13 protein-coding genes are annotated in these 13,285 nt (G+C 42.8%); 7 read left to right on the forward strand and 6 right to left on the reverse strand.

Features of this window, described 5'->3' with window-relative positions:
- Positions 1-81: 81 nt before the first annotated feature.
- Both rnjA and H7T93_RS09315 read right to left on the reverse strand, forming a co-directional pair.
- Positions 82-1,764 (reverse strand): ribonuclease J1, encoded by a 1,683-nt coding sequence (gene rnjA / locus H7T93_RS09310; protein WP_002884294.1) that lies wholly within the window; start codon positions 1,762-1,764, stop codon positions 82-84.
- Between the two features lie 4 nt (positions 1,765-1,768).
- Positions 1,769-1,999, reverse strand: coding sequence for a DNA-dependent RNA polymerase subunit epsilon (locus H7T93_RS09315; protein WP_002884752.1), 231 nt, complete (start codon positions 1,997-1,999; stop codon positions 1,769-1,771).
- 260 nt (positions 2,000-2,259) lie between these two features.
- On the opposite strand from H7T93_RS09315, the gene tsaB reads away from it, so the two are divergent.
- The 5 genes from tsaB to H7T93_RS09340 are packed head-to-tail and all read left to right on the forward strand — an operon-like array spanning position 2,260 to position 5,431.
- On the forward strand, positions 2,260-2,946 hold the full coding sequence (tsaB, locus tag H7T93_RS09320; protein ID WP_175057805.1) for a tRNA (adenosine(37)-N6)-threonylcarbamoyltransferase complex dimerization subunit type 1 TsaB: 687 nt from the start codon (positions 2,260-2,262) through the stop codon (positions 2,944-2,946).
- Positions 2,906-3,361 (forward strand): ribosomal protein S18-alanine N-acetyltransferase, encoded by a 456-nt coding sequence (gene rimI / locus H7T93_RS09325; protein WP_195918151.1) that lies wholly within the window; start codon positions 2,906-2,908, stop codon positions 3,359-3,361. Before tsaB ends, rimI begins: the two co-directional genes overlap by 41 nt.
- Positions 3,361-4,374 carry a tRNA (adenosine(37)-N6)-threonylcarbamoyltransferase complex transferase subunit TsaD gene (gene tsaD, locus H7T93_RS09330; RefSeq protein ID WP_037599075.1) on the forward strand — a complete coding sequence of 338 codons (1,014 nt, stop codon included), beginning with the start codon at positions 3,361-3,363 and terminating at the stop codon, positions 4,372-4,374. Before rimI ends, tsaD begins: the two co-directional genes overlap by 1 nt.
- 51 nt (positions 4,375-4,425) lie before the next feature.
- Entirely contained in the window at positions 4,426-5,118 is a 693-nt protein-coding gene (locus H7T93_RS09335; protein ID WP_201041905.1) for an AzlC family ABC transporter permease, read from the forward strand.
- Positions 5,105-5,431, forward strand: a complete 327-nt coding sequence (locus tag H7T93_RS09340; protein ID WP_201041911.1) for an AzlD domain-containing protein — start codon at positions 5,105-5,107, stop codon at positions 5,429-5,431. The genes H7T93_RS09335 and H7T93_RS09340 overlap by 14 nt, the downstream gene beginning before the upstream one ends.
- 51 nt (positions 5,432-5,482) lie before the next feature.
- Here H7T93_RS09340 and H7T93_RS09345 read toward each other — a convergent pair whose 3' ends face one another.
- The 3 genes from H7T93_RS09345 to rnhC are packed head-to-tail and all read right to left on the reverse strand — an operon-like array spanning position 5,483 to position 9,598.
- Positions 5,483-7,987: an ATP-dependent RecD-like DNA helicase gene (locus tag H7T93_RS09345; RefSeq protein ID WP_201041913.1), complete on the reverse strand. Its 2,505-nt coding sequence runs from the start codon at positions 7,985-7,987 to the stop codon at positions 5,483-5,485.
- Between the two features lie 60 nt (positions 7,988-8,047).
- On the reverse strand, positions 8,048-8,689 hold the full coding sequence (lepB, locus tag H7T93_RS09350; protein ID WP_004183556.1) for a signal peptidase I: 642 nt from the start codon (positions 8,687-8,689) through the stop codon (positions 8,048-8,050).
- Positions 8,690-8,707: 18 nt separating this feature from the next.
- Entirely contained in the window at positions 8,708-9,598 is an 891-nt protein-coding gene (gene rnhC / locus H7T93_RS09355) for a ribonuclease HIII (protein WP_201041915.1), read from the reverse strand.
- 316 nt (positions 9,599-9,914) lie between these two features.
- On the opposite strand from rnhC, the gene zapA reads away from it, so the two are divergent.
- Positions 9,915-10,229, forward strand: a complete 315-nt coding sequence (zapA, locus tag H7T93_RS09360) for a cell division protein ZapA (RefSeq protein WP_004183554.1) — start codon at positions 9,915-9,917, stop codon at positions 10,227-10,229.
- Positions 10,226-10,768 carry a CvpA family protein gene (locus tag H7T93_RS09365; protein WP_070654666.1) on the forward strand — a complete coding sequence of 181 codons (543 nt, stop codon included), beginning with the start codon at positions 10,226-10,228 and terminating at the stop codon, positions 10,766-10,768. The genes zapA and H7T93_RS09365 overlap by 4 nt, the downstream gene beginning before the upstream one ends.
- A 102-nt stretch (positions 10,769-10,870) precedes the next feature.
- On the opposite strand, the gene H7T93_RS09370 is transcribed toward H7T93_RS09365, so the two are convergent.
- Positions 10,871-13,219: an endonuclease MutS2 gene (locus tag H7T93_RS09370; protein ID WP_201041917.1), complete on the reverse strand. Its 2,349-nt coding sequence runs from the start codon at positions 13,217-13,219 to the stop codon at positions 10,871-10,873.
- Between the last annotated feature and the right edge of the window lie 66 nt (positions 13,220-13,285).

Genomic DNA, 13,285 nt, shown 5'->3' on the forward strand with positions numbered 1-13,285 from the left:
AACCTCAGAATAGTTACTGTCTTATCTCTTTTTTTACTTAAAGCCTTGATAGACTTGACAAATGGTAGAAAAGAGCCTTTTTTATTTATCAGGTGTGAGAATCATTGGAATAATGATTGGTTCACGTTCTGTTTTTTCATATAGGAATGGGCGTAAAGCATTGACGATAGCTCCGTTAACAGATTGGATGCTAGCATCTTTGTTCTTAAGAGCGATACGAATAGCATTGAATAGAATGCGTTGGCTTTCGCGGATAAGATCGCCAGATTCACGCATATAGATGAAGCCACGACTGAGGATGTCTGGACCAGCTAGAATCATCTTAGACTTGAAGTCAACAGTAGCTACGGCAAGTACGACACCATCTTCAGAAAGATCACGACGATCACGAAGAACGGCAGCTCCGATATCCCCAATACCATTACCATCAACATAGATATCTTGAGCATTGAAGTGACCTGCACGACGCGCAGAGTCTTTTGTTAGGGCTAAGACATCACCATTTTCCATAATGAAGATATTATCTTTTGGAACGCCACAATCAACAGCAAGACCTGCGTGGACTTTCTGCATGCGGTATTCACCGTGAACAGGCATGAAGAATTTTGGTTTTATCAAACGAAGCATTAGTTTTTGCTCTTGTTGACCACCGTGTCCAGAGGTATGGATATTGTTGATTTTACCGTGGATAACATCAACACCAGCTTCTTGAATGGTATTAATCAGACGGTTAACACTAGTGGTGTTACCTGGAATAGGACTAGATGAGAAGATGACAGTGTCACCAGGTTGTAGTGTCACTTGGCGGTGCATCCCATTGGCGATACGTGCAAGGGCCGCCATAGGCTCCCCTTGAGAACCGGTACACATGATAAGAATCTCACTGGCATGATAGTTTTTCATCTCACTAGGATCAATGATAGTACCTTTTGGAACCTTGATGTAACCTAGTTCAACCCCATTGACAATGGCTTTTTCCATAGAACGTCCGAAGACAACAATCTTACGGCCAGTTTTTACAGCGGCTTCGGCAGCTTGTTGAAGACGGAAAATGTTTGAGGCAAATGAGGCGAAAATAATACGTCCGTGGATGCCTTCAATAATTTTCATAATGGATTGGCCAACAACCTTCTCGGAATTAGTGAAAGTTGGTACTTCAGCATTGGTTGAGTCTGAGAGGAGGCAAAGAACGCCTTCCTCACCAAGTGCAGCCATACGGTGAAGGTCTGCTGGTTCCCCTACTGGTGTGAAGTCAAACTTAAAGTCACCGGTACACACAATTTTACCTTGAGGTGTATGGATGACAATACCGAGAGGTTCTGGAATTGAGTGAGTAGTGCGGAAGAAGGTCACGCTCATATTTTTGAAAGTAAGCTCTGTATTAGCATTAATTTCGTAGAGTTGTGCGTCACGAAGTAGTCCGTGTTCTTCCAATTTTCCTTTGATAAGAGCAAGAGCAAGCGGTCCTGCATAAATTGGGATATTTGCCTGTTTAAGAAGGAAGGGAATCCCACCAATATGGTCTTCGTGACCGTGGGTAATGACAAGTGCCTTTACACGATCAACGTTTTCAACGATGTAAGAATAGTCTGGGATGACATAGTCGATTCCGAGAAGATCGTCTTCGGGGAATTTAATACCCGCATCGACGATGATAATCTCATCTTGGTATTCAATACCATAGGTGTTTTTACCGATTTCCCCCAAACCACCAATCGCATAAACCCCAACTTCTTCAGGTTTTAGATTGATTTTTGATGCCATGGTCTTAGAACTCCGTTACTTCAAAAACGCCTGTTTCTTTTTCGTATTCAAGGGCTTTTTCTGAGAGGAGCTCGATGAATTCGATGTTATAGGCAGTGTTTTTTTCGATGATTTGACGAGCTTGGATACGTCCCTCAAGTTCAGTTTCTGCATCGATATCTAGGTAGAGTGATTTTGTCTGTTCACGGCGTGGATTACGCTCTTTAGTTTCTTGGTAAAAGACTTTATAAATCATGGTTTTCCTTTCTTTCCAAAAGGCTCTGCCATTCTATAAAAAAACCGGTCAAGTTAATCTTTCCATGATTTACTTGACGTTATGATATTCACTTTATGAGTAATAGCTAGTAGCCTTGATTCGTTTAACAATTACTATTATTGTACCATAAGATAAGGGCTAGATAAAGAAAATGGCGGAAAAAGTTGGAAAATGTTCGTTTCTGGGAAACAGTGACTTGTGTTATAATAGAAAAGCATAAAAGGAAACAAGGAAAAAAGATGAAAATATTAGCATTTGATACTTCTAGCACTGCTTTATCAGTAGCCTTGTTGGAAGATGAGAAACTAGTGGCAGAAACAACTGTCACAGTAAAAAAGAACCACAGTATTAGTTTAATGCCCACCATTGATTTTTTAGTTACTCAGGCAGGCTGGCAGCCGTCTGATTTAGAACGTATTGTGGTTGCACAGGGGCCTGGATCCTACACCGGGCTTCGTGTGGCTGTCGCAACAGCTAAGACGTTAGCCTATGCGCTTGACATTGATTTAGTGGGGGTTTCAAGTCTACAGGCGCTGACAAACCTTTCGGTTGTCGGTGTTGTGATTCCTATCATGGATGCCCGTCGTAATAATGTTTACGTTGGTTTTTATGAAAATGGTCAGGCTATCGTCCCTGATTGTCATGCTGCCTTTACAGATGTTCTTGAGCAAGCTAAAGTTTATGAAAAGGTGACATTTGTCGGTGAAGTGGCTAATTTTGCGGATCAGATTAAGGAAAATCTTCCAGAGGCAACGATCTTGTCTAGCCTCCCATCAGCTCAGTTAATTGGTCGTTTAGGCTTGTCCTTGCCTTCTGTTGATGTGGATGCCTTTGTTCCACATTACTTGAAGCGGGTTGAGGCGGAAGAGAATTGGCTTAAGACGCATGAGGAGACTAAACGTGACAACTACATCAAGCGCGTCTAGATTGAGTAGCCAAGAGCAAGCTCAACTGATTTATCGGATTTTGTCGGATGTTTATGACAAATCTCCGTGGACGATAGAACAAGTGGTAGCGGACTTGGCTTTGGATACTACTGAGTATTTCTATGTTTATGACCAGGAAGAAGTTGTTGGTTTTTTAGCCCTTCAAAATTTGGTGGGTGAGCTTGAGGTGACCAATATCGCCGTTTTAAAAGCTTATCAGGGGCGTGGTTATGCTAGTCAGCTGATGAATCATTTGGAAGAGCGTAGTGAGCCTATATTTCTAGAAGTGAGGTCTTCAAATCAAGTCGCTCAGGCACTTTATAGAAAATTTGGTTTTGAAAGTCTAGGAATTCGGAAAAATTATTATCATGAGCCTCAAGAAGATGCAGTTATCATGAGGCGAGAGGAAGTCTAATGGCAGATAGATATATTTTGGCAGTGGAGAGCTCATGTGATGAGACTTCAGTTGCCGTTTTGAAAAATGAGAAGGAACTTTTGAGTAATATTATTGCCAGTCAGGTGGAAAGTCATAAACGTTTTGGTGGTGTTGTCCCTGAGGTGGCTAGTCGTCACCATGTGGAAGTGGTGACTCTTTGCATTAAGGATGCCCTTTCAGAGGCGGGCATTACTGCTGAACAACTAGATGCTGTAGCAGTAACCTATGGTCCTGGTTTGGTCGGAGCGCTCTTGGTCGGGATGGCAGCGGCTAAGGCCTTCGCTTGGGCACATGGATTGCCTTTGATTCCAGTTAATCATATGGCTGGGCATCTTATGGCAGCGCGTGAGGTACAAGAGTTGGAATACCCCCTCCTAGCACTTTTGGTGTCTGGGGGACACACAGAGTTGGTTTATGTGTCAGAACCAGGAAATTACAAGATTGTTGGTGAGACACGTGATGATGCAGTTGGTGAGGCCTATGATAAGGTTGGGCGTGTGATGGGTTTGACCTACCCAGCTGGGCGTGAAATTGATGAATTGGCTCATAAAGGGAAAGATGTTTATGATTTTCCACGCGCTATGATTAAGGAAGACCACTTGGAGTTTTCATTTTCAGGCCTAAAGTCTGCTTTCATCAATTTGCATCACAATGCAGAACAGAAGGGAGAAGTTCTAGTCAAAGAGGACCTTTGTGCTTCCTTCCAAGCTGCTGTGTTGGATATTCTCCTAGCTAAGACTAAGAAAGCCTTGGAACGTTATCCTGTTAAGACACTTGTTGTTGCTGGTGGCGTAGCAGCTAATCAGGGCTTACGTGAACGTTTGGCTGAAGAAATTACGGATGTAGATGTGGTTATTCCGCCTTTACGTCTCTGTGGTGATAATGCTGGCATGATTGCCCTAGCAGCTGCCATTGAATGTGATCAGAAACATTTTGCTGAGTTGGACTTGAATGCAAAACCAAGTCTTGCCTTTGCAGGATTTGAAGAATAAGAAGAACCTCTTACTAGTCTGGTAAGAGGTTCCTTTAGAAAGGAATTGAGTGTGTCTGCCTTTCGTTTAGGTGTAAAAGCTGCAGTACCGACAGCCCTAGGATATGTGGCTATTGGCCTAGCCTTTGGTGTTGTAGCGGCGGCTTCTGGTCTATCGGCCCTTGAGGTTGGCCTCATGTGTGCCTTGGTCTATGGTGGCTCGGCTCAGTTTGCTATGTGTGCATTAGTAGTTGCAGGAGCTAGCCTTGGTGAGTTAACCTTGACTGTTTTCTTAGTTAATTTGCGTAACATGTTGATGAGTTTACATGTAACGACGATTTTTACAAAAACAAGCCTCTGGAATCAGCTGGGAATTGGTAGTCTGATTACGGATGAAAGTTATGGTGTCTTGTTGGGAGAATATGTGCATCATAAAGATATTTCTGCGAACTGGATGCATGGGAACAATATTTTCAGCTATCTGGTTTGGATTGTATCATCAGTTGTTGGGTGTTTGATTGGTTCCATGATTCCTAATCCTGAGCTTTTTGGTTTGGATTTTGCCTTGATTGCCATGTTTATAGGTTTGTTAAGTAGTCAGATAGATGCTTTGTTAGGTGAAGGCGTGCGTAAGCTATTCTTGATTTTACTATCTATTGCTGTGGCTTATCTGAGCTTTAGTGTCATCTTGTCGGAATCTTTGGCTGTTTTAGTGGCTACTTTAGTTGGATGTAGTGTGGGGGTGATGTGTGATGGCCGTCAATAAGTTTATTCTCATTGCCATTCTACTTGGGTTTGTGGTTAGCTGGGTGCCCCGTGTTCTCCCCTTTGTTTTAGTGAAATACAAGGGCTTACCAGATATCGTTGTTCGATTTTTGCACTACTTACCAGTTTCTATCCTCTTTGCTCTGATTCTCTCTAGTCTCACGACTGAGAAGATTGGTCACTTGCCACAGTTTAAGTGGATGGAAATACTGGCTACTGTGTCAACGGTAATTGTAGCATTTAAGAGCAAAAATCTGCTCTATGCAGTAATCGTCGGTATAGTATCTATGGCCCTGATTCGTTTAGTGTTTTAGTAAATGAAAAGACTTGGAGTTGCTCTTAGTGAGTCGCTTTCCAAGTCTTTTTTAGTTATTGTTAAAAAAGGCAGCAATATCGTCTTCACTGAGACCAATCATTGGATCTATAGTTGACCAATTATCCTCAGTTAAACGATAGTTTTCTTCGGTTTGCACAGGTTTGTTAACAGACTTATCCACAGGCTGTGAATAAGTGTTAACAAGATCTGGGGATGGATTGATATTTTCCGAAATGTCTTTGTTTTCAAGGGGTTCTGAGGATTCGTTGTTTTCCTTTTTTGTTTGATTGGATGCGTCTGTTGCCTCGTTTTTAACAATCTTTTCGACAGACTTATCAACAGCTTGTGTATAAGTTTGTTCAAAACGTTGGATGAGATAAGTATTTCGTTTAGCTCCCTCGTTGTGAACAGCATAATCGAAGGCTACGATTTCCCCCAGCATGACTAGTTTACTCTTGGCGCGTGTGATTGCGGTGTAAATGAGGTTACGTTGTAGCATACGCCCACTTTGGCGTGTGATGGGAAGGATAACGACTGGGAACTCACTCCCTTGGGATTTGTGGATTGACATAGCATAGGCCAGAGTAATCTTATTCCATTCGTTACGAGGATAGATAACCTCATTGCCGTCGAAGGACATGTAAATTTCGTCCTGTTTGCTTTCAGTATATTTACCAGGAATGAGATCAGTAATGATTCCGATGTCGCCATTGAAGACATTGAGTTCTGTATCGTTGACCAGATGGAGAATCTTGTCGTTTTTGCGGAAGAAGATATCATTAAAGGCGAACTGATTGGCCTTTTCTTTAGGATTAAGTAGGTCTTGCATAATGGTATTGAGATTGTTAATACCAGCCTGTCCTCGGTACATGGGGGCTAGAATCTGAACATCCTGAGCTGCAATCCCACTCTTTATCGCAGCAGAGACGATTTTAGGAACCATCTGTGGAATATGGTTGGCATTGGCCTCAAAGTAAGAGCGGTCAGCCTTTTTCTCTGTGAAATCAGCGGGTAGTTGGCCTTGGCGCATCTGGCTAGCTAGGGTAACGATAGTGGAATCCTCGGATTGTCTGAAAATTTTGGTTAGGGAAACTTTAGGCAAGTTATCAATCTGCAAAAGGTCAGCCAAGACTTGGCCAGGGCCTACGGAAGGTAGTTGGTCTTGGTCACCCACAATGATAACTTGGGTTGAATCAGAGATACTTTCAAAGAGTTGATTGGCCAACCAAGTATCAACCATAGAGAACTCGTCGATGATAATCAAATCGCAATCGAGATAGTCCTCTAAGGTCTTAAAATCGTCCTCGCTATTGAGGCCTAAATGTCTATGAATAGTGGCGCTAGGGAGTTGGGTGAGTTCGTTCATCCGACGAGCAGCCCGTCCCGTTGGTGCTGCTAAAATAATAGGTAAATCAGACTTTTTGAGATCTAGGCCATGGAGGTCAGCATAGGTTTTAATAATGCCGTTAATAACAGTGGTTTTCCCTGTTCCGGGACCACCTGTCAGGATGAAGACCTTGCTTTGTAGGGCTTTGATAATGGCATCTTTTTGAACCTGATCATAAGTAATACCAAGCTCCTCTTCCACCCCTTCAAGGCTGTCTAAGATTTTGTCTTCAGAGCTGACGTCAGGTTGGTCCTTCATGATACGAGTTAGGTGGGTATAGATGCCCTGTTCCGCAAAATATAGGGTATTATCAAAGATTTTAGTCTCTACATTTTGCACCTTATCCTCTTGGATAAGATTGGTTAATTGGTTAGCGACCAAGGCGGGGTCAAGTTCAATCGGACGAGCACCTTCCAAAAGAATGATGGTCCGTTCAAGCAAGGCTTTGGCTTCTATGTAGGTGTCGCCTTCTTCCATACTGGCTTCTAGTAGACAATGAATCAAGGCAGCTCGTAAACGCTCAGGAGCATCACTAGCAATTCCAAGACGTTCAGCTAGTTGGTCAGCCATTTTAAAACCGATTCCTTGAATCTCCTCTACTAATAGATAAGGGTGTTCCTCAATAAGATTTAGTGACTCTTCCTTATATTGGTTGAAAATTTGTGAGGCGGCCTTTGGTGTGAGGCCATAGCTAGAAAGTTTGGACAGGACTTGCTCGGCTCCATAATTGATTTTTAACTTAGCAACAAAGGCTTCTCGATTGACCTTGGAGAGGTTGGGGATCTGCTCTAACTCGCTAGGATCCTCGAGAATCTTGTCAATAGGGTCTTCTCCGTAAATTTCGACAATACGCTCGGCCGTTTTCTTACCGATTCCTTTGAAATTGTCGCTGGCAAAATATTTGATAAGACCGCTGGCAGAAGGTTTTGAACGCTCGTAGCGGGTCATTTGTAGCTGTTCCCCATATTTAGGGTGATTGGTTAGTTGGCCCCAGAAGGTATAGTCTTCACCCTCCATGACATCCCCCATAGTTCCTGTGACAATGATTTCGTAGTCTTCAAAATCACTGTCTGTTTCGTCAATTTCTAAGAGTAGAATACGGAAAAAATTACTAGCGTTTTCGAAAATGACGCGTTCGATAGTTCCTGAAAAATAAAATTCTTGCATGTGTTTTTCCTAGATACATAATAAGGCTGGGTTTCCCCAACCTTATCTTATTTAGTGTTTTTAATTGTCCTCAACGGTACCAATTTTACTAAGTGGCCAGAAGCGGAATTTGACTTCCCCTACAAGAGCACTCTTGTCAAAGTAACCAACTGCTCGACTATCTTTGGAAACAATACGGTTGTCTCCAAGTAGGAAATATTTGCCTTCAGGAACAGTGACAGAGAAGGTCGTGTTACCGTCAGCATTGGTTGTAAAGGCCTTGGCATCCTTAGCCAATTGTTGGAAGTAGCCGCTCTTGCTCTTGTCGTCCTTGTAAGCATACTCTTTTTGTAGCTTATCTTTGGCAAAGGCAGCCTGGAATTCTTTGAGGTATTCTTCCTTGACTTCTTTACCGTTGACAGTAAGTTTATCGTTTTGATAGGTAATGGTATCACCTGGCATACCGATGATACGTTTGACGATTTGCTTCGTCTTACCATCTTCGACTTCCTTGGCAACGACAATATCGAAGCGTTCAATGGATGTGTGTTTCAAAACAATAACACGTTGATTATTGGCTAGAGTAGGATCCATTGAGTGGCCATCAACTTGGACAGGGAGCCAAAGGAAGAGGCGAGTCAAGAGGAAGAATGTGATAAAGAGGATAAAGAGTCCCCATTCACTAAGTAAAATGAGGAAGTATTGGGTCCATTTGTTTTTCATAGTTAAGGCCTTTCAGGGTTATTTTAAGCGTTGGTAGGCTTTTTTAGTATTGGCGAAATGATATTTAGCAGTAGCTTGGAGAGCCTGATCTCCGTAGGCTTGAAGAAGCTTGGCTGCGATCTGGTCGGACTTAGCACCAGCACCTGAAGGAAGAGTATAACCTACTTCTTGGCTGAGTTTATCCAGATTTTCCAGGAAGAGATTGCGGGCGATGATAGAGCTCACCGCGACAGCTAGGTATTTACCTTCGGCTTTTTCTTCTAAAGTAATAGGAAAGTCAAAGCGATTACGTTCGTTCTTGAGATATTTTTGATAATTTTTCTCGCTGGTGAAGGCATCGATGACAATCTTATCTGGTTTAGCACCTGATTGTAACAATAGGAAGATAGCCTGATTATGGAGGGCTACTTTAACGGACACAGCATTATGACTCTTACCGTCTCCAACCACTTCATTGTACTTTCTAGGCGAAAGAAGGAGTGCCTTGTGAGGAATTTTCTCCTCCAAAATAGGTGCAATCTGACGAATCTTGATATCGTTAAGATTTTTAGAATCATCAACTCCTAGAGATTTCAAAAAGGTATGGTCAGCTGGGGTAACTAGACTAGCTACAACAGCTAGACCACCAAAATAGGAGCCATTTCCGACTTCGTCTGATCCAATTAGGGCTATGTTTTGCCCATCAGGTGAATGCTTAGGTTCAGCTTGGTATCCAAAACGGCTAGCTAGGATTTCTGGCTTAGCACCTTGGAAAGTTACCTTTCCTGAAGTATAGGCGATGACACTTATTCCATCGACCTTGGCTGAAAAACTTGCATAAGGATTTTTAGTCGCAGTCGCATAGCTTGCTAGGTCCTTCTGGAGTGTCGAAATCTGCTCTGCTGTCATTTTTAATACGATTGTGCCCATGAAATCTATTTTAGCACAAAAAAGGAGAATTGGTAGATATTTTACAGACTCGGAATCCCTGAAAATTATTTTTCTAGAGAAGTGCAAAGTCTAAAATTTACGAAAGTTAAAATTTAGGATATAATGATTAGAAAGAGAATGCCTAACCCTGCTCTTTTTTCCACAATTAGAAGAAATAGGTTGGCATTTAAGTGTCGAACACGCCTCAGAGTAAGTGTCTGAATCTTGCTAAAAAATGGCGATATAAAAGCAATAAAATAAGGAGAAGCTGCGGTGGCGAATCCGTGACCACCATTGATTGGCAGTTAACAAGCAAATGGCAAATAAGAACCGTTACAAATTTCATTTTGGAGAGAAGAACCTCACGCTAACAACTGATAAGGATAACCTATTCATGGAAGAGGTTGAGCGTGTTGCCCATGAGAAATATAAAATTATCAAAGAGCAGATGAAAAATGCTGACAATGAAACGATTGCTATCCTAATGGCTATCAATTCTTTGTCGACTCAGTTGGAACGTGAAATCCAAGTTGAAGATATGGAAAAAGAGTTGGAAACGTTGAGAGCTAAGCAACTTGAACAACTTAAGGTCAAGGCGACAGCTACAAATGACGATGAGGATGACGCATGATTGGACTCCTTGTCTTAGCTATCGTGGCTTGGAATTTCTACATTGGCTACCGTCGAGGCCTCTTTATGCAAGCTTATTACGTGGTTTCAGTCATTATTGCCATGTGTGTAGCGGCCTACTTTTACCGGTCGCTAGGAGAGGCTATCAATCTTTGGGTACCTTATACCAATCCAACCAAAGATGCTAGTATAGCTTTCTTTAAAGATCAGAACATCTTTTCGCTTGACCGTGTCTATTATGCAGGTGTGGCTTATTTTGCCATTTACTGTGTGGCTTATTATGGTTTGCGCTTTCTTGGGATTTTCTTCCATTTTGTGAGAATTGAGCGACTTGATCAGAGACGTTACCAAGTGGTAGGTGGTGTCTTGGCCTCCTTAGTGAGTCTTGTGCCTTTGACTATGTTGGGGAATATTCTTGCGACTGTTCCCATGAATAACATTCAAACGGTCTTGTCATCTAGCTGGGTTTTGCGCCTTTTGATTAATTGGAATTTTCCAGTTAGTCAGATTATCCAGCACTTGTGGACAAGTGTGATATAGAAAATAGAAGTCTTCCTTGATTAAGGGAGGCTTTTTTGTTCTTTGTTTTGGTAACATATGAAAAAAGACTGAACACAAGGTCTCAGTCTTTCTTATCTATTTTTACCCTAAGGTTGCAATGGTACATCCGGAACCACCAGCACTTTGTGGGGCATATTCAAAACTTTTAACATGGCGATGACGGCGGAGATATTTGGTAACAGCATCACGGATGACACCTGTACCAATACCGTGGATGATGTCCACCTGACTCATGTTATTAAGTAGGGCTTGGTCAATAAAGGCATCAAGCTCTTGCATAGCTTCTTCGTAACGTTTCCCACGAAGGTCTAGACGGGCACGAGGACCGCCAGATGTCTTCTTGGCTTTTTTAACTACGTTAATCTGTTTTTTCTTAGGCTGTTGCGCCTCAGCTTGGGCACGAACAAGAGTGAATTCATCCGCCTTGAGTGTCATCTTGATGAGACCGACCTGGGCTTCCCAGTTACCATTTTTGGCTTGACTGGTAAGGGTACCCCGTTGCCCATAGGCGGTAACGATGATATCATCTCCGACACGAGGGGCACGCGCAGCCTTTTCTTTCTTGGCCTTACGAAGGACCTTATTCTTAGAGAGGTCCACTTGAGGGGCAAGTTTCTTGAGTTTTCCTTTGGCGTCGATAACTTCATGAGGTTTGAGTTGACTCTTATCGTGGAGATTTTTGAGAATACTATCGCTCTCAGCCAAAGCTGTATCCACCATATCTTGAATTTCTTTCTGAGCCTTTTCGAGTTCCTTATCGTACTCATGGGAGAATTCGTTATAGAGTTTCTTGACCGCACGGTTGAATTTAAGGTTCTCTTGCTCAACGTCCTTGATGTGCTCCAGACGTTTTTGTGTTTCCACAGTTTGGGCTTCAAGTTGCTCGATGATACGGTTGACATCACTATCAGTATCTGTGAGGTTTTCTGCTTCCTTGACAATAATTTCATTCAAACCGAGGCGGCGAGCAATCTCAAAGGCATTAGAACGACCAGGAACCCCCTGCATAAAACGATAGGTAGGACTTAAAGTCGCTGTGTCAAACTCCATGCTGGCATTTTCCACATGTTGCGTCTCAATCCCATAGGCCTTAAGCTCAGGATAGTGAGTGGTAGCCATGGTCTTAATCTGACTTAAACGGAGGTGCTCTAAGATTGCCATGGCCAGACTAGCCCCTTCCTGAGGGTCGGTACCAGCCCCAAGCTCATCGACCAAGACCAGACTGTTACTGTCGGCAGCATTCAGAATCTCAACAATGTGGGTCATGTGACTAGAGAATGTTGACAAACTCTGTTCGATAGACTGTTCATCTCCGATATCCGCAAAAATCTCTTGGAAAATGGCTACACGGCTGCCCTTATCAGCCAAAATTGGAAGACCAGATTGAGCCATTAGTTGTGCTAGTCCTAGCGTTTTAAGCATGACCGTTTTACCACCAGTATTGGGACCTGTGATGACAATGGCCGTGAGGTCCTCATCAAAGCGCAAATCGTTGGCTACTGGATTGACCAAGAGAGGGTGACGAACGTTAAGTAGTTGTAGTGTTTGATTGTCACTAATCTTTGGAATAACCGCTTTTTTATCATGGAGATAGAGGTATTTTCCTCGAATGAAGTCCATGTGGCCCAAAATCCAAGCGTTGTTAGCGATAGCAGCAGCTTGTGGGCGCAGTTGATTAGACAATTCATGCAGGATACGGGCCATCTCGTGGCGTTCGTCTGCACGTAATTGTGTAATTTCTTCGTTGAGCTGGATAACGGCACGTGGCTCGATATATACTGTGTTTCCAGAGCTTGAGATGTCATGCACAACCCCAGCAATACGGTTACGGTAGGTATTTTTGACAGGAAGCACCGAACGACCGTTACGACTAGCAATCAAACTTTCAGCCAACATGTGGCCAGATTTCTTGAGAATGTCTTGCAAGGTCTGGCGAATGGCATCATCACAAGATTTAAGTTGACGACGAATATTTTGCAACTCTGGGCTAGCAAAATGCTCAATAAAACCACCGTCATTGATGCTCTGAAGACTGCCTTGTAGACTTGGGAAGGCTTCAATCTTTTCGAAAAGACGTTTAAGGGCGATGAGCTCTACATTTTCAAGGTCAGCGTAAAAGCGACCAAGGTCAGCAGAAGCTTGCAGCACCTTCTTGATAGCAATGAGCTCCTGGATGTTGAGGTCAGCATCTAGTTCCAAGCGACGCAAGGGCTCAGAAATATCTCGCAAGCTACCAATGGCAAAGCCATGGTGCTCTACGAAAATCTCTGCCATTTCTTGGATTTCTGTAAATTGATTTTGAATTCTTTCTGGATTGGTCATAGGTACCAAGTCACGCAACTCCGCCTGAGCCTGTTCAGTCTGCAGGTATTCTGTGAACTGGTCCTTGACCTTGTTAAATTCTAATTGGTCTAAAATCTTTGTGTTCATAGCTCCTATTATAACACATTTGACTATAGGGGGGGGTGGAGGTGGGAAATGCTTGAGATAGTTTTA

Origin of the sequence: Streptococcus sp. 9.1 (genome assembly GCF_016648815.1) — a bacterium.
Lineage (GTDB): Bacteria > Bacillota > Bacilli > Lactobacillales > Streptococcaceae > Streptococcus > Streptococcus salivarius_E.